A 26394-nucleotide genomic window follows, 5' to 3' on the forward strand; every position below is an offset into this window, starting at 1 on the left:
GAGCTCAACTTAAATTAGTAGCGCATTACAGCTGGTGCGCGATACTCACCATTAAGCACTCTTTGTTTTGGCCAGTACATTCGAAGCGTTAGATTAAATGGACCTGTAGGTGCTGGTAAACAATTAGATTCTTTGGATATACCTGGTGAAGTGTTTTGTATAAAATTCTATAAAATTGTTGACATGGAAACAAAAATATATTAATATTGTGTCTGAGGAAACAAAAATATGATATTATTGTTTTGTTGAAAATAACAGGAAGGTGTTTGAAGTGGATAATATTAACAATATCATGGAGAGTTTAAAAGAAATATATGAAAAAGAAGAAACTCTAGGAAGGATAGCCTTTAAAGGTGAATATGAAAAGTATGGAGTTTCAGAAATACATTGTCTAGATTGTATAGGAAAAATAAAAGATCCTAACGTTACTAAAATATCTCAAAGTATGAATATGACAAGAAGTGCTATAAGTAAGATTACAAAAAAACTTTTGAATAGTAATCTTATTGATAAGTATAAGAAGCCTGAGAATGATAAGGAAATATATTTTAAGTTAACAGAATTAGGGGAAATGTTATATAAAGATCATGAAATAAAACATAAGAAGTGGGAAGAAAGAAATAATAAATTTTTTAAAGATATAGACAAAGAAGAGCAGGAAGTTGTAGCTAGTTTTTTAAAAAAGTTTAATAATTATTTAGATAAGATAATAGAATTGGAAGGAGATATATAATATGAATTTACATTTAAAGGAATTTAATATTCCTCAAGAAATATTAAAATGGGGAGATTCGCAGCCAGCACATCAAAGACAACATATAGGAACTCATATAGATTGCTACAATCTATCAAGAATAGAATTACCATCAGAAATAGATGTTACTGTAGTAGATGTTAGAAATCTAGATATTATAGATATTAATATATTAGATAATATATCGGTTAAAGAAGATTCTTTTATAATATTTAGAACTGGGTATTTGGAGAAGTATGGATACGGAAGCGAAGAATATTTTAATTCTAAACCAAGTCCATATTTAACTAATGAACTTGTAGATAAATTATTAGATTTTAATGTAAAATTAATAGGAATTGATTTAAGTGGAATACAGCATGGAAAAGATCACGTAGCAATAGATAAATATGTTGAAAATAGAGGAGCTTATGTTATAGAGAATATATGTAATTTAGATAAGGTTGATTCAAAATTTAAAGCAAATTTAAAATGGCTTCAATTAGAAGGTGCTACAGCAATAAAAGTTGAAATTGAAACTTTATGAATTTATAGATAAATGCTCTTAAAAGTTGACTTATTCTTGGCTAAATACATTGATATACAAGACTTCTAATGAAGGAATAAGTCAACTTTATGGTTAACAAATCTACATTATAAAGTACATAAAAAACTGTACTTAATACCTGCTACGGTTAATTGTAACATAAATGAAGTAGACTTTTCTGTAAATATATATTAAAACATTGAAATTATAAAATGTTTATGGTATAATCTGGTATATGAATTTTGGAAGGAGTGGTTGAACATGATTAAGATAAACAGTAGATTTGTAATTGAATTTTTATGTCCAACTACTTCAAGTGAAAGTTATTAAATATAATTTTGATTTGTAACTATTGTTATCGTTATGATCAACATTATAAAGGCGATTTTATTAACCTTGAAGTAGTTAGGACAACTATTTCAGGGCATTTTTGCGTCCGAATTTTGATTTGAAGAGGTGTTTTAAAATGTCAGAAAAAATGTTAAATGAAACCGTTTCTTTAAAACAATATATATCAGAAAAGGAGTATAAAGAAATAAACCAACTTGAAGAACTTTGCTGTGCACAGGATAAAACAAATCTAAAGCTAGAATTAGACTATAAGTTAAATATAAGGAGAAATTCTGAAATAGGACTAAAAGAGATTAATGAGTTTCTATATTATGTTGATGATATTTTAGTAGCCTACCTGGGTATTTCAAGTTTTGGAGGTAGTAATATTGGTGAAATCAATGGAATGACTCATCCCGACTTTCGAAGAAAGGGGTTATTTAAAAAGATCTTTGAACTTGCAATGGAGGAGTGTAAGAAGAGAAACTTTAATAAGGTATTGTTATTATCCGATAGTAATTCTAACTTAGGTGTTAGATTTATAAACTCTGTTTGCAGTGAATATGATTTTTCAGAGTATAGAATGAAGTTACTTAACAAAACTACTTTAGAAAGCACAAGTTCTATTAAACTAAGAAAAGCTGAAAAGTTGGATGGAAAAGAAATTGGGAGACAAAATGCAATATTTTTTAACCATTCAGAGGAATGTGAACCCTTTCTAGAAGAATACGAGGAAGAATTAGATAGAAACACATATATGGTTGAACTAAATGAAAGGGTTATTGGAAAAATTGCGGTAAGCTATAGTGATGATTCAGCTTTTATAAGCGGTTTTGGAATATTGCCTGATTTCCGAGGTAAAGGATATGGAAAAGCAGCATTAAAAGAAGCTTTACGCTTAATAAATGAAAAAAATATCTATGAGATAGAATTGGATGTAGAGTGTAAAAACAATACTGCACTTAATTTGTACAAAGCTTGTGGTTTTGAAGAGCTGTCTGCGATGAATTATTATAAGTTACAATATTTTAAATAGCGAACTTGTAATAAAGGATGCAAAAGGACTTACATTAGGAAGTTAAATGCAAAGAACACATTTTCATAGAGGGGATAGGATATCAATGTATGATAAGTATTAATTGGAAACCAAATAAAAATTCTTCTATTCCGTTATATAAGCAGATTGTTGATTACATCAAGGAAAAAATAGCAACAGGTGAATGGAGTATTTCGAGCAAGCTGCCAACTCAGAGAGAACTGGCAGAAAGATTTGAAGTAAACAGGAGTACTGTTGTGGAGGCTTTAGATGATCTGAAGGCAGAGGGGTTAATTGAAGGAAAAAGCGGTGGAGGAACAACTATAGTTAATAATACATGGTCTCTATTAGTATCAACACCACCACCCAACTGGCAGAGTTATATTTCAAGTGGAATACATAAACCTAATTTATCTATAATTCAAGCAATCAATAAATTTGAGTATAAAGAAAATATGATACGGTTAGGTACAGGAGAACTTTCTCCTGAGTTATTTCCTAAAGAAATGATGAAAGTAGTTTTAGATAGTGTTGGAAATAAGATAGAATCTTTAGGATACGAAGAGCCAAAAGGATCATTGTATTTAAGACAAATTATAAGCCAATATCTAAAGAAATATGAAATAAACGTTTCCCCAGATTCAATATTGATTGTGTCAGGTTCACTACAGGCATTGCAATTGATTTCTCTTGGTATCCTACACCCTGGTTCTACTGTGCTTTCAGAAAAACTATCTTATATAAAATCACTTCATGTATTCCAATCAGCAGGAATGAGGGTAAAGGGAATAGCAATGGATAGCCAGGGAATTAAAATAAGTGAAATTATGAATAGCTTAAATAGAACAACCACGCTGCTCTATACTATACCTACATTTCATAATCCTACTGGAATTGTTATGCCGCAGCATAAACGAAATGAACTACTAGAAGTATGTGAAAAAGCAAGGCTACCCATTATTGAGGATGATGCATATAGAGAGCTGTGGCTTGATGCAGAGCCGCCACTGCCTTTAAAAGCTAAAGATAAAAATGGCAGTGTACTATACATGGGGACTATTTCGAAATCCTTAGCAGCTGGAATTAGAATTGGTTGGTTAATTGGACCGGAGCCTGTTATAGAGCGGTTAGGAGATATAAAAATGCAGACGGATTATGGCTCAAGTTCGCTTTCACAATGGGCTTTAGCAGAATGGATCTCAAGCGGACTTTATGAAAAATATCTTGAAGAACTTAGAGAGAAGCTAAGGGTTAAAAGACAGGTGGCACTAAATGCTCTTGAAAAGTATTTTTCTGATATAGCTACATGGAATAAACCTAGTGGAGGATTTTATATATGGCTAAAATTAAAAAAACAGATAGCAATGGAAAAATTGTTTTACCTGTGTTGCGACAATGGTATATTAATTAATCCAGGAAACGTATATGATTTTTCTAAAAATCTAAACCTTAGAATTTCTTATTCATACTCCTCTTTATATGATTTAGAAAATGGATTAAAAAGACTTTCGCAAATGATTAGGCTGTTAAATTAAATTTTAACAGCTTTTTTGGTTGGGTTAAAAAAATTTTCTTGGTTGGAGACAGAGAGTTTTTTAATAATTATAATTAGGATCAGAGAGTGTAGGTAAAAGACAAATAATAAGGGGGAAGAGGTATGTTTAAATATGTTATACAGGGGTTTCTATTGGGAATTGCTTACGTTGCGCCGATAGGTATGCAAAATCTTTATGTAATTAATACAGCCATAAGCAAAAATAAAATAAGAGCATATCAGGTGGCTTTAATAACAAGTTTTTTTGATATTTCCTTAGCCTTAGGATGTTTTTACGGAATAGGAATCTTAATGGAAAAATCCAAGATGTTAAAATTAACGGTTATGCTAATTGGAGCCATTGTAGTTGTAAACATTGGAATCCAGCTTATACGAAGTACATCCAATATAAAACAAGAAGTAGATGTAAATCAATCTATGCTGCAAGTAATTGTGAATTGCTTTATGGTAACTTGGATTAATCCACAAGCCTTAATTGATGGCTCATTACTGCTTGGTGGCTTTAGGTTAGCATTACCATATGAGGCTTTAGGGTTGTTTATTATTGGAGTTTGCTTTGCTTCAATAGTGTGGTTTACGGGAATAACAACCATTGTAGCCACTCTTAAACATAATTTTAATAATAAAGTTATTAAAATTATAAACGTTATTTGTGGTGGAGTGCTCGTCTACTATGGACTAAAGCTTGGATATAGTTTTTTAATTAGTATACATTCATAATGCAAACATATAAAACTTTATTGACACTATTATGCAAACGTGTTATTATTTTGGTGAACATATGTTCTGATTATCGTAAATTTAGCTACAAAATTAGCATAGGCGATTAAAGAATTGAAGGAGCAATTTTTATGAACAAGGAGAAAAAATAATGGAATGTAAGATGAAAAATATATCTGTAAACTATGAAGTAATAGGTAGTGGAAAGCCAATTATTATAATACATGGTTATCACGTAGACCATAGATTAATGACAGGATGTATGGAGCCTATATTTAATAATAGAGATGGATATAAGAGGATATATATTGACTTACCGGGAATGGGAAAAACCAAAGGTGAAGATTGGATTACAAATTCTGATACAATGCTGGACATTTTAATTAATTTTATTGAAAAAGTTATTCCAAATGAAAACTTTTTACTTGCAGGTGAATCCTACGGTGGATATTTAGCAAGAGGAATAGTACATAAAATGAAAGATAGAGTAGATGGGTTATTTTTATTATGTCCTGTTATTATTGCAGATTTTAAGAAACGTAACGTTCCATCACATATTATTTTAAAGAGAGATGATGAATTATTATCGCAGCTTGAACCATCTGATACGAAAGGTTTTTCTTCAATACAAGTAATACAAAGTAGAGAAGTTTGGGATAGGTATAGAGATGAAATTTTACCTGGTATAAGACAGGCAGATAGTAATTTTTTACTCAATCTTCAACAAAAAGGATATGCGTTTTCATTCGATGTAGATAGAATGAATGAAAAGTTTAATAAGCCAACTCTTATACTATTAGGACGTCAAGATTCAACTGTAGGTTATAAAGATACTTGGAGTATTTTAGACAACTATCCGAGAGCAACTTTTGCTGTATTGGATAGAGCAGGACATAATTTGCAGATAGAACAGGTACAGCTATTTAATTCATTAGTTAATGAATGGCTTGAAAGGGTTAATGAAGCATAATTAAGTTGTAAATAATTTGTTTTTCTATCTATTAATAGAAAAGGTTATTAATATAAATTATGATAAAGGAGATTGAATATGAAAAAAATAGGTATTATAAACTGTTATAATGAGAGTAAAAAGTGTCCAGGCACAGGTTGTTTTAATGCATTTAATGATAGAGCAGCTTCCTTTAAAGACTATGATTTAGAGTATGTTGTTTCGGGTTTTGTACATTGTAATGGTTGCAGTAAAGATTCAGCAGAATTAGTTTTGGAAAGAGCTAAGACAATGAAAGAAGCTGGGATTGAAGTAATTCATTTATCTACTTGTATGAAGAAAATGTGCCCTAGATATGATGAACACCTAAAAGTACTGTCAAAAGATTTTGAAGTTGTTGGATATACTCACGACTAAAGAGTGTGTTTAATAAAATTCATTGAAATATATTAGAAAGCCATAAAATTGCCGTCCTTTTTAGGATGGTCTAAAATTATCTTTATTAAATGGTTGTTGACAATAATAGGGTTTTATTATAAGATTAACTAGGAATTTAATTATAGAAAAAGGAGATTTAATCAGATGATCATAGTTGTTCTTAACTAAACTATTAAAATTAAATAGTTTGCATTGCTTTAAAAGTTCTAGAACAGAACTTTATTTAATCATGCATTTTAAGAACAATATTTTCTATTAAACTCTTTTCTATATAAACAAGATAACTACAAATACACACATATAAAAATATATGTTTATATTAGTTGCAATTAAAATATAGGCTATATATATTGTGTATTAAGTTTAATTTAAATATAATAAAAGAGCTTTATGTAAATAAAATCCCCGTGGATGATATTGTTCATCTGTGGGGATTTTTAATTTTTAAATTTAAGAAGAATTTAATTGCTAAGGAGATGATATATATGAATAAATTTGGACCAAATCCAGATAGTATTTACCCTAATGAAAATATAAAAAGCATTTGCTATATAAAAAATGTTATTAAAAATCCTAATATTAAGATTGGAGAATACACTTATTATAGTGATATAAATGGAGCAGAAAAGTTTGAAGAGCATGTTACTCATCATTATGAATTTATAGGAGATAAACTTATTATAGGTAAGTTTTGTGCCATTGCAAAAGGAATAGAGTTTGTTATGAATGGTGCAAATCATAGGATGAAATCCGTAACTACATATCCTTTTAACATTATGGGGAATGGATGGGAGAAAGTCACACCTACCCTTGAAGATTTACCCTTTAAAGGTGATACTGTAGTTGGAAATGATGTATGGATTGGACAGAATGTTACAGTAATGCCTGGCGTGCATGTTGGAGATGGTTCAATTATTGCTGCTAATTCCGTAGTAACAAAAGATATTCCTCCATACCATATCGCTGGAGGTAATCCGTGTAAAATTATAAAAAAGAGATTTAATGATGAATTAATTGATTATTTATTAAAATTAAAATGGTGGGATTGGTCAGAAGAAAAGATATTTAAAAATATTGAAGCACTTTGTAGTGCAGACTTAGATAAAATTAAGTCTATCAAATAACTTTTTAAAGTGAGTATAATTTTGATAGGAGAAATTATAGCAGAAAAAAGGAGGTAAGTAGTTATGAGAAAACTTATTATTAACGCATAGCAAAGGCTATTGTGTTAATAACATAATCAAGAAAATAGCCTTTGTTTAATCCTAAGTAAGAAAGTTAAATTTAGGAGGAACATAATGTGCTATATTAAAGCTGAAGATATATTTCCCCAAGAGATAATTGACCTAATCCATCAGTATGTGGATGGAGAATATATATATATTCCTAAAAAAGAAGGTAATAAAAAGAAATGGGGAGAAACAACTAATATAAGAAAAGAAATTGAAGTTAGAAATGCAGCTATTTACGAAGAGTTTAATAGAGGTATAGGTAAAGAGTATCTTGCTAACCAGTATTTTTTATCAAGAAAAAGTATAGACAGAATTATTTTACAGCAAAAAAGAAAATAACTAGGTCAATGAGTCATAAATTAATCTTATATAGTTTATGGCTCATTTTTATTTAGTAAAAGTTATTAAGGTTGTTCCATAAAAAATGCTAAGATAAGATATAAGGAGATAATGTAAATATAGGAAAGGAGAAGCCAAAAATGAGTGAAATTTTATCAATTAATAATAAAAAATATATTTATAGATGTAATTATAAAGATGACAGTGTGTTAAGAAATAGTTTTAATAGTTTAACAGAAAAAACTTATGGTTTTAATTTTAAACAATGGTATGAGGATGGGTATTGGGAGGACAAATATATACCATATTCTTTGTTAGATGGAGACAAAGTCGTAGCTAATGTTTCAGTAAATATCATGGATTTTTTGATTTTAGGGGAGCAAAAGAAATATATACAAATTGGAACGGTCATGACAGATGAGGAGTATAGAGGACAAGGATTAAGCAGAGCACTTATGGAGGCAGTATTAAAGGAGTGGGAGGATAGATGTGATCTTATTTATCTTTTTGCTAATGATAGTGTTCTTGATTTTTATCCGAAATTTGGATTTGATGTGTGCAATGAATATCAATACTCAATAAACAAAATTAAAGAGGACAAGTCAGAAAAAATAAGAAAGATGAGCATGGATAATTATAATGATAGAGAATTTGTTTACAATATTGTTTGTAATACAATATCTTTCTCAAAGGTCTCTATGAAAAATAATGCATCTCTTATAATGTTTTATTGTACATATTTTATGAAGGACAGTATTTATTATATTGAAGACTATGATGCTGTCCTTATTTGTGATTTTAATGAAGATGTTTTATATGTGCAGGATGTGTTTGCAATAAGAGAGATAAAGTTAGATAAAATTATTAATGCAATGATGAGCGAAAAAACTAAGAAAGTAGTTTTAGGATTTACTCCAAACAATATTTCTCATTATGAGAAATATTTGAAAAATGAGAAGGATACTACTCTTTTTACTAAGACGGGGAAAGATAATCCATTTAAAATAAGAGACTTAATGTTCCCAGTATTGTCTCATGCATAATGATAAATAAAAGGGGAAAGGATTCGATTTGTGTAAAGATTGTTTATGCTTTAGGAAAAAAGGTAGCTGGATTGCTGCCTTTTTCCAACTTTAAAATTGAATTTAGGCAACATCATACAAGAACTGTTAAATTATTTATGTTATCCTTAAACACAAATAGAAAGAAAGGATGAGAATTAATGCAAAACGAAATTCGGAATATTTGTTTTGATACAGAGTTGAATATAGAAGCTTATAATTTTAAAGGCATTATGCAGAAGTTCCCAAATCATTTTCATGAGTACTATGTAGTTGGCTTTATTGAAAGCGGGCGGAGATATTTATCTTGTAAAAATAAAAAGTATACCATAGAAACAGGTGATTTAATCTTGTTTAATCCTGGTGACAATCATACATGTAAACAGATTGACGGCAGAACACTTGATTACCGCTGTATTAACATTCAGCAGGAGGTAATGAGAAAAGCTGTGTTTGAAATAACAGGCAAGGATTATTTGCCTTATTTTAAAGAACCTGTCCTATTTCACAATGATCTTGTGTCTACTTTGCGTGAGTTGCATCTTATGGTGATGATGGAGGAAAAAGAGTTCAAAAAGAGGAGACATTTTTATTCATAATTCAACAGTTGATAACCGAATATGCCGATGCGGTTTCTGTAGCTGCTTCACAGGAGGCAAACTCAGAGATAAAGGCTGTGTGTGATTATTTAGAAAACAATTATATGAAAAATATTGCACTAAATGACCTAAGTGATTTAGCAGGAATAAATAAATATTATTTGATACGCTCTTTTACAAAACAAAAAGGGATATCCCCTTATAGTTATCTTGAAACCATCCGTATTGGCAAGGCGAAGAAACTATTGGAACAGGGGATTGCTCCAATAGACGTAGCGTTACAAACAGGCTTTACGGACCAAAGCCATTTCACAAACTTTTTTAAAAAGCTAATTGGACTGACACCGAAGCAATACATGAACATTTTTATAGATGACAAGGAGTGAAATAAATGATAACAGAACAGGATACAAAATGTGTTATGATCATAGATGAAAATCTTCCTTTAGGGATTCTTGCAAATACCGCCGCAATACTGGGTATTACATTAGGAAAGCATGCTCCTGAACTAGTGGGCAAAGATGCTACTGATGCTTCGGGGCAAAGTCATTTAGGTATTATTACAATACCTGTGCCAATTCTCAAAGGGAACAAGGAAATTCTTAGAGAATTAAGAGAAAAACTATACACTTCTGGCTATGACGATATTATTGTGGCTGACTTTTCTGATGTTGCACAAAGCTGCAATATTTACAGCGAATATTTACAGAAGGCATCAACCATATTAGAAACGGAGCATACCTATTTTGGTCTTGTCATCTACGGTAATAAGAAAAAAGTCAACAAGCTAACGGGGAGTATACCTTTATTAAGATAATGAGTATGATGTATAGTTATGTTTAATTTTTATATCTCTTATAAAGCGATGCAACTAGCATAATTGAAAGTACAAACGATGCTTTTGAAAATTGAATAATTCGGTGTTAGAAAATAGAAATATGTATATTTTATACAAGTGATAATATGATATATATGTTATAATTTTTATAGAAATTAGGTTGAAGCTGCAATTTAATTTAAAACAATAGTAAATAATGAATTTATCAAGGTTATATTTTATAAAATTATTAAATAATTAAAAGGAGGTAAAACATTGAATTGGGAACTAAAAAAATTTGAAGAATTAAAAGTTGAAGAAATATACAAAATTTTAAAAATAAGAAATGAAGTATTTATTGTAGAACAGCAGTGTGCTTACCAAGATTGTGACAGTAAAGACGAAAATTCATATCATTTATACCTTGAAAATAATGGTGAGATTATTGCATATTTAAGAATCTTAAAAAAAGGAGTTTCATATGATGAAATATCTATTGGACGAGTATTGGTACATAAAAAGTATCGAGGCAAAGGTATATCAAGAGAAATGATGTTAAAAGCAATCAAGTTCATAGAACTAAATTTAAATGAAAAAGAGATTAAGATTCAAGCACAATCATATTTGGTTAATTTTTATGGAAGTCTTGGTTTTAAGGAAACTTCAAATGAGTATTTAGAAGATAATATTCCACATATAGATATGCTATATAAAAAATAGAATAATATAATATGCTATAAAATAAAAATTGTATTATTCTTATTTTGTTGAATTTATACCTGTAATGATGTAATTAAATAGCTCTATATAAGGAGTGAATAATATGAGTCAAATCTTAAATTTAAGACCATCTGAAGAAGATATATTAAAAATTCGAAGAAAATTACAAGAATATAATTCCGATTTTTTTGAAATAAAAGATGAACCGTGTTTTACAATTTCAGAAATTAATGAATATAACGAATTAGTTGGAGGAATTGTATGTACTATTGTTGGACAATGGTTAGAAATTGACTTTTTATGGATTAGAGATGAGCAGCGTGGAAAAGGTTTAGGTAAAAAACTATTGTATGAAGCCGAAAGAATAGGAATGGAAAATAAGTGTAAGAAAGCATTTTTAACTACTATGAATTTTCAGGCACAACCATTCTATTTAAAATATGGATATAAAACAGTATATATACAAAAGGAATATCCAATAATAAATGAAAAGTATTTTATGGAAAAGGAATTAAATAAAAATGTATAAAATGGAAGGAAGTGAACTTTAGTGAGGGCTTGGTAGTTATGATATACTATCTCACTAAATATAAATAATGATTAAGGAATTAGAAAAATTTGAAATAGAAGAAGTTATGAATATATGGTTGAAAACCAACATTACTGCTCATAGATTCATACCAGAACAATATTGGACTAAAAATTATGATCTTGTTAAAAATGAATATATGCCTGTTTCTAAAACCTTTGTTTATAAAGAAAAGGATGTAATTAAAGGATTTATAAGCATCATAAACAATTCATTTATTGGTGCATTATTTGTTTTAGAAGAGTATCATGGACAAGGTATTGGCAAAGAACTAATAAATTATTGTAAATCTCTATATTCAAGTTTAGAATTAGGAGTTTATGTTGAAAATGTGTCCGCAGTTGATTTCTATAAGCATTGTGGTTTTAAGGTAAAAGAAGAGCAGATCAGTGAAGATTCTGGTTTTAGAGAATATATAATGTCATGGATAAAATAAATATAGAATGAGAGATGGTGAAATTTATTTAATATTCATCATCTCTCTATTTTTGAGGACAATCTTTAGAAATTCTTTAGATTTATCACAAGATTATCTTTAAAAAGTAAGTGTATTATGAAGGCAGATAAATGAGGGGAGCAGCAGAAAATGACTATGGAGTGAAAATTAACTATGATATTATATAATTTGGAACAATTTTATAGAAAGAGGTATGTGAATAAATGAATATATATAATATTTTAGTTGTGGAAGATGAAATAGACATAGCAATTGCAATAGAAGCTTATCTAGTGAATCAAGGTTATAAGGTTTTCATCGGACATAATGGATTTGAAGGTTTAGAAATAATAGAAAAAGAGGAAATACATCTAGCAATTATAGATGTAATGATGCCCAAAATGGATGGTATAACATTTATCATGAAGCTTAGAGAAAATTATGATTTCCCAGTAATAATGTTATCTGCAAAATCTGAGGAGGTAGACAAGATAATGGGACTAAACATTGGAGCAGATGATTATGTAACAAAACCCTTTAGACCTCTTGAACTTTTGGCAAGAGTAAATTCTCAGCTTAGAAGGTATACTAAGTTTTTAAATATGGTTAAGGGGACAAGTACTGCAGATAATGTCTATGTAATCGGTGGACTAGAGCTTAATATAGATACAAAAGAAGTAACTATAGATGGAAATTTTATAAAAACTACCCCCAGCGAGTTTAAGATTCTTACATTGCTTATGAAAAATCCAGGAAGGGTTTTTCCTGCAGAAGAAATATATGAAAGAGTTTGGAAGGAACAAGCCATAAACACAGATACGATAATGGTTCATGTAAGAAACATAAGAGAAAAAATAGAGATAAATCCTAAAAGTCCAAAATATTTAAAGGTGGTGTGGGGTGTTGGATACAAAATTGAAAAACAGTAAAAGTAAATATATTATAAACATAATTATTCTACTAGTGCTACTAGCTTCTTCCGTAGGAATGTATTCTACATATCCTATAATAAAGGAAGGTAGCAAAAAATATGAAGAAAATGTTTTTGAAAGAGGTGGGTTTTTTTCAAGTTATATAGCAAATAGCAATTATTGTATATATGTTGATATTTTAAATAAAAAAGAAAATAAAGATATTGAACCATCAAATATCTTGTTAAACCTTGATAAAAAATATGATAATTACACACAGGAAAGTGTAGAAGTTTATAAAGATACATTTAATAAAGAGATAAGTGAATATAAAAGAAACTTAGATGAAGGTTTAAAGAATTTAGAGTATTATGCAATAGAAAAAGATAGTAAATTAGTATTAAGAAGAAGTCAAGATGGCATAAACTCTCTGATAGAGGATAATGTTGTCATTAATCCTATTGAGCAAAGCCTTAATAAAAAATATAGCTTCTATATAGTTATTGACTATGATAATCAAGGGAATAGAACAATTAAAAAGCTTTATGGTGCAGATATGTTAAGCTTATCAAACCAGTTTAAAAATGATGAAGCAAACATCAGAAGTGCTTTAGAAATTAAGCCTATTAAGAATATGACTTATGTTTATGCTATTCCAAAAGAGTTAAAATATAAAGATTTAATATTTTCTCATATAGAGAATAGTGAAAGATACTCTTACCAAAATAAATTAACATTTTGTACGATTATAGCCTTTTTTATCTGCATAGCAATAGTTGCTTTCATGACTCCATATAAAATATCAAAGGAGTTAATTGGATTTAAAAAGATTGCTAAATTACCTATAGAGATAATTGGTTTTGTAATTTTTATGATATCTCTACTGACATGTGCAGCACCTGAGCTTATTACTATCAGCATAATAAATAAAGAATTACCTAAACTTTTACCAATAGATGTGAGTCAAGAACTTGTTTACAGGTCAATAAATATTCTTTATTGGTTCATATGCTTTGGGGCAGCGTTTGTTTCAATTATTATTATAAAGCATATTTTTAAAACTGGAATTAGAGAATATATAAAAGGAAATTCCTTGATATATAAAATTTTAAGAAGCATTTGGAGAGCTAGTGGGAGAGTCAATAAAAAGTTCTGCGGTTATCTAAGAAATATAGACTTAAAAGAAAAAAATACTAAAAAACTTGCAATATTATTAGGAATAAATTTAATTATAGTATCAATAATAAGCTGCTTTTGGTTTTTGGGAATTATAGTAGCAGTAATATACACTGTTATATTATTTGTAATAGTAAGAAAACATTATAATAATATAAGTAGTAAATATAATAAGCTCCTTGAAGCTGCAAACAAAATAGCAGAAGGTAATTTGGATATAATTGTTGAAGATGACTTAGGAGTGTTTAATGCTTTTAAGAAAGAAATAGAAAGTATACAGAAGGGCTTTAAGAAGGCTGTAAACGAAGAAGTAAAAAGCCAAAGAATGAAGACAGAGCTTATTACCAATGTTTCTCACGATCTAAAAACGCCTTTAACAGCTATTATTACTTATGTAGATTTGCTAAAAGATGAAAATCTCTCAGTGGAAAAACGTAAGGAATATTTAAATACATTAGATAGAAAATCACAAAGATTGCAAGAATTAATAGAGGATTTATTTGAAGTGAGCAAAGCCACAAGTGGGAACATAAATTTGAATATTGTAGATGTAGATGTAGTGGACTTAATGAAGCAAACCTTACTTGAATTAGATGATAAAATATTAAAAGCATCACTTATAATAAAAACAAACTACCCAAAATCAAAGATAATATTGCATTTAGACAGCCAACGTATCTTTAGAGTCTTCGAGAATTTAATAATTAATATAACTAAGTATGCCATGAAAGGTTCAAGGGTATATATAGATATTGTATCTAAAGAAGATAAGGTAGAAATAACACTAAAAAATATGGCAGCCAATGAAATAGATTTTAATGTAGACGAGATAGCGGAACGATTTGTAAGAGGAGATAAAGCACGTACTGCAGATGGGTCAGGCCTAGGACTAGCTATAGCGAAAAGCTTTGTAGAACTTCAAGGTGGAGAGCTAAATATAAGTGTTGATGGGGATTTATTTAAGGTTACTATAACTTTTCCGAAATAGATATATAATATAGCTGAATGAAATAAATAGTATAGTGTTGATTATTATAAGTTACCCTAAGCTAACTTTAATATAATTTATGCTTATAGTTCTAAAAGGGTGCTAATATAAATAAAATAATAAGTTAACCTGTTATGCCAATTAAATAAACGAATTCTGTTCATAATAGGAATTTATGATGAGACACAAGTCTCATCTTTTTTGTTTTTAATTTTAATTTTATCAATGTTATATCTTAAATATTTCATAAAAAATATTATTTTTTTGTAATGCATTGAAAGAAAATGTCTAAAATTATATAATTAATATATAAAATTTAGCGTTATTTGTAATATGTAGAAATTTAAGATATTTATTTGACGTTTTATGGTAAAAATAGAATTGCATTTGAAACAAAGGGGGACTGGGCTCGTGAATTTTAATTACGAAATAGAAAAAATAAATCCTATAAATATTAGTGATGAGGAATTTAACGTATATAAAATTCCCAATAATGTTCGAAAATCCATAGCCCTATATAACAAATCCGTTATAAATTTTAAAATAAGTTGTGTGGATTTAGCTATAACCGATCTAAAAAAGTCATTATCTCTTAATCCTGATTTTTCTGAAGCAATAAAGCTTTTAGGACTCTGTTATGTTTATAAAAAGGATTTTGACAAAGCTGAAAAGTTGTTCGAAAAACTAGCTAAATATGATATATATACTGTGGAGGCAAATAAGTATTTAAAGGAAATGAAAACTGACAGAACTGTCTCAAAGGCTCTTGATACCATAAAAAATGCTAGTTCAACTTCAGCTAATGACATGAAGAGAGAGAGTATTGCAAAATTGTCTGCATATAGAGATAAAATAAAGAAGACTAAAAAGTTTATTGTACCATTCTTAGCAGCTACTATAATAATTGCTATTGCAGGAGTGGCTTATTGTAATCGTTCTAATATCCAAAGTATGTTTAATAAATCTCAAAAGGTTGAGCTTGAAAAAAACAAAGAACTTGAACAGCAAAAAGCAATAAGTGACAAAAACAAGGAAATGGATGAGAAGCAGAAGAGATTGCAAAAGAACATAGAAGCTACAAAAGCAGAGCTTGACAATTATAAAAATAAAAATAATACTATTTCAATTCTTAACGATGCTGAGAAATTTTATTCTGAGGGGAATTACGAAGGGTCATTGGACAATTTGATAACGTTAAAGTCTTTAAAAATGGATGATGCAGAAAAATCAAGGTTTGATAAACTATGGAATAGAATAAAAACAAATGATGTATGGACTATATATAACCAGGGAAATAAATTGTATAAACAGGGAAATTACCGAGAGGCATTGCCAAAACTTTTAAAAGTTCAACAAGTTGCACCGGAATTAAATGTTATGCCATGGACTCTTTATCAGATAGGAAATTGTTATAAACAAACTAATGATACTAAAAATGCGATTGTATATTTTGAAAAAGTTAAAAATGATTATCCAAATACTGAATATGCAAGATACTCTGAAGGTATGATTAATGAAATAAATAGCAAGAAATAGCTAGCCTCCAAACTTGTAAGTTATATTATAAATCTATTGATATCACTAAGGATAATAAACACTATCCTTAGTTGGTAGCAATAGGTTTTTATATGTTATAATAATTTATATTGTTAATAAGTAGCTCCAAGAGCTTTAAAACTAACATAGAAATTGCAGAAGTATGAACTATTATGAAACGGAGTGAAAAAATGCTGCAGGTTATAATTTGTGACGACAATTTAGCTTATAGGGATAAGCTAAAAAAAATCATAGAAAATACTATTTTAAGAGGGAACTTAGATTTAGATACAACTCTTTGTACAGGGGAACCACAGGAGGTAATAAATTATATCGAGAAAAATAGCATTACCGGTATATATTTTTTAGATGTTGATTTGAAAAGCAATATAAATGGCATAAGGCTTGGTGAAAAAATTAGGGATTTGGACCCACAGGGATTTATAATATTTACAACTATACATATGGAAATGAGTTATTTAGCATTTAAATATAAAGTAGAAGCTATGGATTATGTGATTAAGGATGATGATGATTTTAAGTATAGAATAAATAGTTGCCTTATTAAGGCCTACAATGCTTACTATAAAAATAATTCTGCAGAAGAGTGCATAATAGTAAATGAAGATTCAAGAATAGTATACATAAAACTTTCTGATATTTTGTTTATAGAAACTACAGGTACAGCTCATAAAATAAGGGTTCATGAAGAAAACAGACAAATTGAGTTTTATGGTAATCTCAAAGATATGCAAAAAAGCTTACTTCTAATTTTTATAGATGTCATAAATCCTACATTGTAAATAAAGATAAAATTCATGAAATAGATAGAAAAAGCAATAAAATTATTATGACAAATGGAGAAGAATGTTATGTTTCTTTTAGGTATATGAGAGGGCTTTTGTTTTGAAATCCACAGTTTCTGTACATGCATTTCTAAGTTACATATTTGTTCCATCTGTATTAATGAGTATTTTATATAAAAATATAGTCAAAATAAGTGATATGAGAAAATATTTTTTTATATCATTTTTAACGGGAATAGTACTTTCAACTGGTTCATACCTTATAATACTTCCGTTACTCTCTATTATTACTATTGTTCAGTTAAACGCAGATGAGAACAAAATTAAGATATTAATAACTATTTATGCTATATATTTTGCAAATACAATATACACTTTTATATATACCTTTTATGGTGGAAAATTACAAAATATACCTTTTGGAGCTATATTGATACAGTTTATGATAATGTCATGTATTATTATTATGGTATCTCTAATAATAAATAAAATTAGTTCTATGAAAAGAGTACAAAGGAAATCTTCTTCATCTCAGATAAGACTTAAAATGATTTTAATAATAAATATACCACTAACAGTAATTATATATGGAATTTTTCTACTTACATATCCATCTCCAATAGGTAAGGAAAAGATGGATTTTATAGTGGGCAATTTTATTCCAGAAGCACTGCCTTTAATATCAATAATACTTACAAGTATCATAGTTTATAATCATGATAAGAGTGTTGAATATAGGGTAAGGTTAAAAAGAGAAATTGAAGAAAAACATGAAATAGAGGAATATTCACGTATAGTAGAAAATATGTATGCTGAAACTAGAAAATTCAAGCATGACTATATAAACATGCTTTTACCCCTTAAAGAATATATAGATAATAATGATAATGAGGCACTACGTGAATTTTTCTATAGCAATGTTATTGACATAGACAAAGATATAAAGTGGAGTGATAGTAATATAGACAAACTTAAATATGTTAAAATTTTAGGTTTAAAGGCATTACTATCTACAAAACTTATAAAAGCTGCATCTATGAGTATAGATATAAAAGTTGATATCGTTGAGGACATACAGTATATATCTATGAATATAATGGACCTATGTAGAATAATAGGAATACTGATGGATAACGCCATTGAAGCGGCAGAACCATGTGAACATCCTAAGATCTACATTTGTGTTGTAAACAAAAATGGTTATGTAATCATAGCCCTGCAAAATAATTTTAGTGGAGAAAAGCCAGTGATTTATAAGATATATAAGGAAGGGTTCTCTACTAAAGGTAGTGGAAGGGGACTAGGTCTTTATACTGTTAAAAGTATTATAGATAAAAAATATGATAATGTATTTCTAAATACCTCTATAGAAGAGAGTATGTTTATACAGGAACTATGGATTAAGAATATGTAAAGGGCATCCTAAAAATAGGGTGCCTTTTTCCTAACCGTAAATTTTTTAATCCTGAGCGTAAATAGTAATATTATTTAGGATTTTATAAACATGACTTAGGAAGTAGGAGCAAATAGCGTGAAAAAATCCTGCTAATATAAAATAAACAAAATGTTTTAGAAAAGCTGTTAAATTGATTTACTACTTATATAGAAAAGATAGCGTATTGTTTATTAAAATTCCTAAGGAAAGGATGAATATTAGATGGAACCAATTTTAGAGGTAAGGAATTTGAGCAAAGAATATAAAAGCAAGAAAATAATAAATGATATCAATATGAAGGTATTTAAAGGAGATATATATGGATTTATAGGACCTAATGGTGCAGGAAAAACTACTACAATTAAAACAGTTTTAGGATTATTAAAGGCATCTAAAGGCGAGATTTATATAGAAGGAAAAAGAATTCTTAATGATAATAATCCTTCAGATATTGGGGCAATGATAGAATATCCAAGCTTTTATCCATATTTATCAGGATATAAAAATCTATTGTTGTATGCAAATGTTTTAGATTTAGGTAAAAAAAGAGTAGAAGAGGTTTTAGAACTAGTTAAGCTATCAAATGATAAAAATAAAAAAGTAAGTGAGTATTCTATGGGCATGAAACAGCGACTAGCAGTGGCCAGGGCCTTTTTAAACCAACCTAAAATTGCCATACTGGATGAACCTACCAATGGGTTAGATCCAGAAGGAGTTAGAGATATGAGAGATTTAATAAAACACTTGGCAAAGGAAGATGGTACAACTTTTATATATTGTTCTCATATCTTAAACGAAGTCCAAAACCTGTGTAATAGAGTGGCTATTATAAATAAAGGGAAAATACTTGTGGAAGATTCCGTAAATAATTTATTGGGCAAAAATAATCATAGCTCATTAGAAGAGTACTTTATGAAAAAGGTTGGGCTTTAATATGATAAAAAACGAATTAATAAAATTTTTCACACCTTTAAAAGTATCAATATATGGAGGATTTATATTAGCATTTATATTGATATCTGATGTGATATTCGCGGATAAACCAGTTAAAGTGCAGGCCTTAGATGGGTTTTTAAATGATAATATGAAGATGTTAATATTTGTGCTCCCTTTAATTTTAGCAGCGATAATATCGGAGATTTTTACCTACGACTATGAATCAGGCTGTATGAAATTCTTTATTATTTATAAAAGGAGAGAAAGTGTATTTTTTTCTAAAATATTTGCTGGAATCATAATAACAGCATTACTCATTATTGTTACTTTCATTATTTTAATTTTAGTTTATGCTATTCAGAATCCAAATCAAATTAGTATATTAGAAAATGAAGCATCATTAATTTTGAAAATGATGGTAATATTTTTGGCTACTCTGCTGCCTATTTTACTTATATATATATTAATTTCTATAATCTATAAGAATAGTACAATGATATCGGTATTGACCTTCCTTCTAGTAATAATGTCTGATTTTTTTCCTAAATTCGTTGGAGATATAACTCCTAGAAGATTTTTTGTGGTATTTTTACTAAAAGATAAGCAGGTTGATAAATTTTCTATTATTTTATTTTTGTTATATCTAATAGCTTTTACAGTGATAGATACAAAATTATTTTCAAAAAGGAGATGATACATTGACAATTAAATTTTTAAAAAATGAAATTATTAAAATAATGCATTCAAAGAAAATTTATATATTATTGTCCTTTGTGATATTTATGGTTTTAGCTATCTCATATATTATGTATTCAGAAAAAAATAACATAATAAATAACGTACCTCGTACTCTAAAGTATAGTGAACAATTCAAAATGGAAGTTCTGCATATGAATAGTACTACATTCTTAAAACAGTATAGTATCGAATTCATTTTTAGAACGGTTGTACCATATTTTATATTTTTTATGGTGGCATTTTCGGTAGAGATCTTTGGTGAAGATTTTTTTAGTGGAAACATGAAGTATTTTGCAAGATTAGATAAGAATACTGATAGTATATTTAAAGCTAAAGTGCTAAGTCTAATTGTCTATTCATTTTTAATTGTAGTTATTAATATAATTTTAGGTTTTGTTATTAGTTCTTTTATTTTTGGAGTAAGTTTTTATGGACTAGCTAGAGTTATATTTATTTATTCGTCAGCGGTTATCCCGGCTGCTTCTTTTGGATTGATTATTGGGATAATATCCTTGTTTATAAAGAATAGAACTGTTAGTTTAACTTTAGGAATTGTTTTTTCTATATTTTTAACTATTACTGATAGATTGGCAATTACAAGCAAGTTTTCACCTATTGGGATATTAGGGATTATGGACAAAGCTAGAATAGAAAATATAACTGCAAAAACTTTAATTATAGCCAATATAACTTCTTGCATTTATCTAGTTGTAGCTTATTTTATAGGAAAAAGGATTTTTAAAACTAAAGAATTTTATTATTAGATCATCTTGGAAACTTCCTTCTACAGCATCTTTTATTACATAAACAAAGGTAATTTAAATAATATAGATAAACAGCTCAAGATATAAAAATGTTTTCAAGTATTCTTACAAATAAAGGTATTTTGATAAGAATGAAGAATATTTAAGTTGGGGGTGTTACTATGTTTAATTATCTTGAAGATAAGTTGAAAAGTTTTGATGGTACTGAAATATTTTACAGAAAGGATATGGTTGAGAATTCAAAAGCTGTGGTAGTTATAGTTCATGGCTTGTGTGAACATTTAGGTCGTTATGATTACTTTACTAAAAGACTAAATGAAGCAGGTTATACAGTTTATAGATTTGACAATAGGGGTCATGGTAAATCTTCAGGGGAAAGAGGTTATGTAGATAACTTCCAAGATTTTTTGAGGATGCAGATAAGATAGTTAATATGGCTATAGAAGAAAATAAACATGTTCCTGTATTTATGTTTGGTCACAGCATGGGAGGATTTATTACTGCTGGTTATGGTATGAAGTATACGAATAAATTAAAAGGTCAAATATTATCTGGAGCTGCAGTAATTGAACTTCCTATATTTGAGGACTTAAAGAGGAATAACTATTTTGAAGGTCATCCTTTGGAGAAGTCTCCAAATGCTCTTTCTAGTTTAATATGTAGAGATAAAAAAGTTGTAGAGGATTACGATAATGATCCGCTGGTATTAAAAGAAACTAACCTTAAACTTTTGGGAGAGGTTTTTGTAAAAGGGCCTATTTGGATTAAGAAAAATGTTGAAAATTACACTTATCCTTGTTTAATACTACATGGAGAAAATGATCAAATAGTTATAAAGGAAGCATCGAAATGGCTATTTGAAAATATAAGTTCCAAGGACAAAAATATAAAAATATATTCTAAGTGTTATCATGAAATACTAAATGAAAAAGAAGAGAAACACATTGTTATAGATGATATTTTGAATTGGATTGAAGCTAAATTATAAATATTGGTTATGTTAATAAATATTGTTGATAATATAGTGATTTTTAAGGGAAGTCATTTTGGACTTTCCTTAATTTATATCTCATATAAAAATGCAAATTAAAGATATTTTTAATTTACACGATTTAATACATACCTATGTTACTCATTTAGTTTAGGATAGCATAGATATCGGAGTAGGAATATTTTAATTAGAGGTGAAGAAAATGAAAAATAATATATCTAAAGATGATGTGTTGGTATAATTGCATAATAACAGTAATTCTCAATATTGTGGTAAGAAGTTTAAGTTAGAATTATAAGATGAAGGGGATTGTAAAATGAGATTTATGAAAAGTATTAATGCTATAGATACACATACAATGGGAGAGCCAACACGAATAATAGTAAACGGGATTCCTAAAATCATAGGAAGTACAATGTCTGAAAAAAAAGATTATATTGCTAAAAATATGGATTACATTAGAACTTCAACCATGCTAGAACCTAGAGGACACAAAGATATGTTTGGTTGCATTATTACTGAGCCAACTATGCCAGAGGCTGATATTGGGGTTATATTCATGGATGGTAGAGGTTATATGAATATGTGTGGTCACAGCATCATAGGCGTTGCTACAATTGCCGTAGAAACAGGTATTGTAGATGTAAGAGAACCTTATACTGAAATTAAAATTGAATCACCAGCAGGTCTTGTAATTGCAAAAGCTAAAGTAGAGAATGGTAAAGCAAAGGAAGTATCCTTTGTTAACGTTCCTGCATTTATATATAAGAGAGAGGCAAAAATTGATTTAGTAGATGTTGGAACTATTACTTTTAACATAGCTTTTGGAGGTAATTTTATTGCTGTTATAAAAGCAGAAGAGATTGGAATAGAGATTAATAAAAAAAATATAGGTCAGCTTATTGAAAAAGCAATGATATTGTTAAAGATTATCAATGAAAAGATACCTGTGGAACATCCTGAGAAAAAACATATTAAGTCTGTTGATTCAATTGAATTTTATGGCCCGCCAAAAACTCCTGAAGCCAATAGTCAAAATGTTGTTATTTTTGGAGCAGGTCAGTTTGATAGATCGCCTTGTGGAACAGGAACTTGTGCAAAAATAGCAATGATTTATGAGCAAGGAGAATTAAAAGCTGGTGAGACTTTTGTAAATGAAAGTATAACAGGTACTACTTTTAAAGGAAGAATCATTGAGGAAACAAAAGTGGGAGAACATAATGCAATTGTTGTTGAAATCACTGGAAGTGCATATATTATAGGATTCAATCATTTAGTTATTGATGAAGAAGATCCTGTTAAATTTGGATTTCAAATAGAATAGATTAAATTTAGTATAGTAAAAAGATAAAAATACTCTATTATTTAGAATTGAAAGAAATAGTCTTATTTCAAAGGCATTAGAAGATCTTAAGTAAAAATTCAAGTGTGTTTTATCTTCCCTCAAACTAAGAGTTTGAGGGCATTTTTCTTATAAAGAAATATAATAAATGCACAGAACTAAGGGGAAGCTGCGTAAATGCTTTGGGGTTTGCGTTGTTTTTTAGGCAATATAAGAATTTAAAGCTCTTATTACAAGATGGGAATGAAAGGGATTGAGTTTTTCTCTTAAAAAAGTAGAGTGAAAAGTAGAAATATATTGCAATTTTGTAATTAAATAAATTAAGGATTATTTAATGTTGAAGTTATTATCAGTTAAGGTTGTATATTTATAATAAAAGTAAATGATAATTAAAGAGATGACAATAAATAAAAGAAAAAATGCATTTATAATATGTTTATCTACTATATTTACCAGTAGAACTTATCCTTAAAGGGTTATTCTTTGAAAATTACAAGTGGATGATTATTTTTGCAGCAGCACTATTCTAATTGTATTTCTTAAATTGCTGAATATTGAGGAGGATTTTTATGCAAGAATATTTGTTACCTATAAAATATGCTTTTATCACATTCCCGTTTATAGCTTTACTTTTTACTTTTCCATTTGCGATTTATCAATATAAAAAGTACGGATATATAAACAAATTTAGAATTTTTATTTTATATTCTTTTTTATTATATTTAATTGCAGCTTATTATTTAGTAATATTACCTCTGCCAAAAACAAGAGATATAAAAAGTTTGCAAAGACCTGGTACTCAATATTATAGCCTAGTACCTTTTAGGTTTATTTGTAACATATTTAAAGAAACAAATGTAGTTCTAACTAAGCCCTCAACATATAAATATCTATTAACGGAAAGGGCTTTTTTACAGGCAGTTTTTAATGGAATTTTACTTACTCCACTGGGTATTTATTTGAGATACTATTTTAAAAAAGATTTGAAAAGAACCTTAGCTATTACTTTTCTAGTTTCACTATTTTTGAAATAACACAACTTACCGCATTATACGGTATTTACAATGCCCCTTATAGAATTTTTGATATTGATGATTTGTTTTTAAATACTCTTAGTGGTTATATTGGGTATTTGATAACTCCAATCTTTGCTTTTTTTCTTCCAGATACAAATGAAATTGATAACAATGTAAACTTTGAAGAAATAAGAGTAAGCTATTTTAGAAGAATTTTAGCATTTTCCATAGATATGTTTATAATTGGTTTAGTTCCAAACATAAAAGAAAATATTATTTTCGAAGGATTAATATATTTTATATACTTCATTTTAATTGTTTATTTTACTAATGGTAAAACCATTGGTAAATGGCTTACAAGTACAAGAGTAAAAGGACGAGAAAATAAGTTAAGCTTTAAAGAAGTATTTAAGAGATATGGTATTTTGTATTTTGGGGTATTTGGTTTAAACAAAGCTCTACTTACTGCATCTACATTAAATCTAAATAGTGCAATCAGTTATGTATTTGTTGTTATAACTCTAATACAATTTGTAATAATCTTCTTAATTTTAGTTCATGCAGTACTTTGTGTTATTAAGAAAAATAGATTTTTTTATGAAAAAATTAGCAATACTCGCATTGTTGTATCAAAATAATAATCTAAATAATAAAGGTGGATTGATTTACAATCTGCCTTTATTATTTTGTGAAATATCATCAATTAATAGGCGGTTTGTAATTGTAAGCTTTAATTAAGGTTAATGTTATCAAGAGGTAAGGATGGAGAGTTAAAATATTTTTGTAGTCAAGAAAATACAGGAGGAAGAAATAATGATTAACTGGGAAATAAAAAAAATATTTAAATCAAAAAATGGAATAATTGCTTTAATATTATTCTTTATCCTCTCTATGTCTATGGTATTTATGAAACCACAATTAGGAGGGGGAGGTGGTTATAAAGATATTACCTTTTGGAAGGTATTTAATTATAGGGCATTTCATCCACTTATGACCTCTATTATGCTTATTATAATAATAATAATTTTTTCTAATATCTATACAGATGAGGTCATATCAACTGTTGATAATTTAATTTTATCATCAAGAAATAAAAACAAGGTTTTATATTCAAAGTTAGCCTTAAGCATAGGAGTTCCAACATTTCTTTATACTGTGTATTTAGCAGTACAATTTATAATCACCAATATACAATATGGAAAACCAATTAATGGAGAATTACAGGCTATAAGAATATTTAATAATCCATTATTACTTAAAGATGGTTATACCATATACAAATTTGTATTACTTAAAATAGGTGTTATGCTTATAATCCTTATTTCATTAGGAGTATTAGCAAGCTTATTTTCATTCATTACCACAAATTCTATCCAATCTACAAGCGGATTTTTAATCTTTATATTTTTGGGTAAAGTAATAACTTTAATTAAATTTTTGCCAAAAGAAGTATTGCTTATATTTTCAAAAATTAATTTTATAGATTTGATATTTAATTTCAATGAATTTGCTGGAATGTATTCTGGGAGATTAAAAGTATTTACTATGAGTTTAGATGTAACAAATCTATGCTTGGGGATTATGATAGTTACTTTATTTATAGGAATATTTTCGTGTACAAGTATCTTTAGAAAATTTTTAACAAGATAAATTA

Annotated in this window: 25 protein-coding genes and 4 pseudogenes; 28 read left to right on the top strand and 1 reads right to left on the bottom strand. The window is 28.3% G+C overall.

Features of this window, described 5'->3' with window-relative positions; translation table 11 throughout:
• Window positions 1-14 precede the first annotated feature (14 nt).
• Window positions 15-161 carry a hypothetical protein gene (locus RCG18_RS29110; protein WP_374119146.1) on the bottom strand — a complete coding sequence of 49 codons (147 nt, stop codon included), beginning with the start codon at window positions 159-161 and terminating at the stop codon, window positions 15-17.
• A gap of 101 nt (window positions 162-262) precedes the next feature.
• Here RCG18_RS29110 and RCG18_RS16175 point away from each other — a divergent pair, with 101 nt between their 5' ends.
• From RCG18_RS16175 to RCG18_RS16310, 28 genes and pseudogenes are all read left to right on the top strand, one after another.
• A complete protein-coding gene (locus RCG18_RS16175) occupies window positions 263-733 on the top strand; it encodes a MarR family transcriptional regulator (protein WP_308037063.1) in 471 nt (156 codons plus the stop codon).
• A 1-nt stretch (window position 734) separates the two neighbouring features.
• The gene (locus RCG18_RS16180; RefSeq protein ID WP_308037064.1) at window positions 735-1280 is read left to right on the top strand and encodes a cyclase family protein; all 546 of its coding nucleotides are present in this window, start codon (window positions 735-737) and stop codon (window positions 1278-1280) included.
• 466 nt (window positions 1281-1746) lie between these two features.
• On the top strand, window positions 1747-2646 hold the full coding sequence (locus RCG18_RS16185; protein ID WP_308037065.1) for a GNAT family N-acetyltransferase: 900 nt from the start codon (window positions 1747-1749) through the stop codon (window positions 2644-2646).
• Between the two features lie 89 nt (window positions 2647-2735).
• Complete coding sequence (locus RCG18_RS16190; protein WP_308037066.1) at window positions 2736-4181, top strand: PLP-dependent aminotransferase family protein; 1446 nt, start codon at window positions 2736-2738, stop codon at window positions 4179-4181.
• Window positions 4182-4303: 122 nt separating this feature from the next.
• Window positions 4304-4921 carry a LysE family transporter gene (locus RCG18_RS16195; protein ID WP_308037067.1) on the top strand — a complete coding sequence of 206 codons (618 nt, stop codon included), beginning with the start codon at window positions 4304-4306 and terminating at the stop codon, window positions 4919-4921.
• Between the two features lie 151 nt (window positions 4922-5072).
• Window positions 5073-5891: an alpha/beta hydrolase gene (locus RCG18_RS16200; RefSeq protein WP_308037068.1), complete on the top strand. Its 819-nt coding sequence runs from the start codon at window positions 5073-5075 to the stop codon at window positions 5889-5891.
• A 78-nt stretch (window positions 5892-5969) separates the two neighbouring features.
• Window positions 5970-6287 (top strand): CGGC domain-containing protein, encoded by a 318-nt coding sequence (locus tag RCG18_RS16205; protein ID WP_308037069.1) that lies wholly within the window; start codon window positions 5970-5972, stop codon window positions 6285-6287.
• Window positions 6288-6784: 497 nt separating this feature from the next.
• Window positions 6785-7432 carry a Vat family streptogramin A O-acetyltransferase gene (locus RCG18_RS16210; protein ID WP_374119147.1) on the top strand — a complete coding sequence of 216 codons (648 nt, stop codon included), beginning with the start codon at window positions 6785-6787 and terminating at the stop codon, window positions 7430-7432.
• A gap of 174 nt (window positions 7433-7606) precedes the next feature.
• Window positions 7607-7879: a CD3324 family protein gene (locus RCG18_RS16215; RefSeq protein WP_308037071.1), complete on the top strand. Its 273-nt coding sequence runs from the start codon at window positions 7607-7609 to the stop codon at window positions 7877-7879.
• A gap of 140 nt (window positions 7880-8019) precedes the next feature.
• Window positions 8020-8922 (top strand): GNAT family N-acetyltransferase, encoded by a 903-nt coding sequence (locus tag RCG18_RS16220; RefSeq protein ID WP_308037072.1) that lies wholly within the window; start codon window positions 8020-8022, stop codon window positions 8920-8922.
• A gap of 179 nt (window positions 8923-9101) precedes the next feature.
• Window positions 9102-9925 (top strand): annotated as a pseudogene (locus RCG18_RS16225) (AraC family ligand binding domain-containing protein).
• Between the two features lie 8 nt (window positions 9926-9933).
• Entirely contained in the window at window positions 9934-10356 is a 423-nt protein-coding gene (locus tag RCG18_RS16230; RefSeq protein ID WP_308042049.1) for a DUF2000 domain-containing protein, read from the top strand.
• 276 nt (window positions 10357-10632) lie between these two features.
• Window positions 10633-11076, top strand: a complete 444-nt coding sequence (locus RCG18_RS16235) for a GNAT family N-acetyltransferase (protein ID WP_308037073.1) — start codon at window positions 10633-10635, stop codon at window positions 11074-11076.
• A gap of 103 nt (window positions 11077-11179) precedes the next feature.
• Complete coding sequence (locus RCG18_RS16240; protein WP_308037074.1) at window positions 11180-11605, top strand: GNAT family N-acetyltransferase; 426 nt, start codon at window positions 11180-11182, stop codon at window positions 11603-11605.
• 67 nt (window positions 11606-11672) lie between these two features.
• Window positions 11673-12101, top strand: coding sequence for an N-acetyltransferase (locus RCG18_RS16245; RefSeq protein WP_308037075.1), 429 nt, complete (start codon window positions 11673-11675; stop codon window positions 12099-12101).
• Between the two features lie 224 nt (window positions 12102-12325).
• On the top strand, window positions 12326-13030 hold the full coding sequence (locus RCG18_RS16250) for a response regulator transcription factor (protein WP_308037076.1): 705 nt from the start codon (window positions 12326-12328) through the stop codon (window positions 13028-13030).
• Window positions 13002-15176 (top strand): HAMP domain-containing sensor histidine kinase, encoded by a 2175-nt coding sequence (locus RCG18_RS16255; protein ID WP_308037077.1) that lies wholly within the window; start codon window positions 13002-13004, stop codon window positions 15174-15176. Before RCG18_RS16250 ends, RCG18_RS16255 begins: the two co-directional genes overlap by 29 nt.
• Before the next feature lie 411 nt (window positions 15177-15587).
• A complete protein-coding gene (locus tag RCG18_RS16260) occupies window positions 15588-16712 on the top strand; it encodes a tetratricopeptide repeat protein (RefSeq protein WP_308037078.1) in 1125 nt (374 codons plus the stop codon).
• Between the two features lie 191 nt (window positions 16713-16903).
• A pseudogene (locus RCG18_RS16265) lies at window positions 16904-17622 on the top strand (LytR/AlgR family response regulator transcription factor).
• Window positions 17619-18932 carry a GHKL domain-containing protein gene (locus tag RCG18_RS16270; protein WP_308037079.1) on the top strand — a complete coding sequence of 438 codons (1314 nt, stop codon included), beginning with the start codon at window positions 17619-17621 and terminating at the stop codon, window positions 18930-18932. The pseudogene RCG18_RS16265 and the gene RCG18_RS16270 overlap by 4 nt, the downstream one beginning before the upstream one ends.
• A gap of 243 nt (window positions 18933-19175) precedes the next feature.
• Window positions 19176-19886: an ATP-binding cassette domain-containing protein gene (locus RCG18_RS16275; protein WP_308037080.1), complete on the top strand. Its 711-nt coding sequence runs from the start codon at window positions 19176-19178 to the stop codon at window positions 19884-19886.
• 1 nt (window position 19887) lies between these two features.
• Window positions 19888-20583 (top strand): ABC transporter permease, encoded by a 696-nt coding sequence (locus RCG18_RS16280; RefSeq protein WP_308037081.1) that lies wholly within the window; start codon window positions 19888-19890, stop codon window positions 20581-20583.
• Window positions 20584-20587: 4 nt separating this feature from the next.
• Complete coding sequence (locus RCG18_RS16285; protein ID WP_308037082.1) at window positions 20588-21391, top strand: hypothetical protein; 804 nt, start codon at window positions 20588-20590, stop codon at window positions 21389-21391.
• Between the two features lie 227 nt (window positions 21392-21618).
• Window positions 21619-22379, top strand: a pseudogene (locus RCG18_RS16290) (lysophospholipase).
• Window positions 22380-22698: 319 nt separating this feature from the next.
• Window positions 22699-23706 (top strand): proline racemase family protein, encoded by a 1008-nt coding sequence (locus tag RCG18_RS16295; RefSeq protein ID WP_308037083.1) that lies wholly within the window; start codon window positions 22699-22701, stop codon window positions 23704-23706.
• 587 nt (window positions 23707-24293) lie between these two features.
• Window positions 24294-24814: pseudogene (locus RCG18_RS16300) on the top strand (VanZ family protein); the annotation flags it as partial.
• A 6-nt stretch (window positions 24815-24820) separates the two neighbouring features.
• Window positions 24821-25378 carry an RDD family protein gene (locus RCG18_RS16305; RefSeq protein ID WP_308037085.1) on the top strand — a complete coding sequence of 186 codons (558 nt, stop codon included), beginning with the start codon at window positions 24821-24823 and terminating at the stop codon, window positions 25376-25378.
• Between the two features lie 175 nt (window positions 25379-25553).
• The gene (locus tag RCG18_RS16310; RefSeq protein ID WP_308037086.1) at window positions 25554-26390 is read left to right on the top strand and encodes a hypothetical protein; all 837 of its coding nucleotides are present in this window, start codon (window positions 25554-25556) and stop codon (window positions 26388-26390) included.
• The last annotated feature ends 4 nt before the right edge of the window (window positions 26391-26394 follow it).

The organism is Clostridium sp. OS1-26 (assembly GCF_030915445.1).
GTDB lineage: Bacteria > Bacillota > Clostridia > Clostridiales > Clostridiaceae > Clostridium_AM.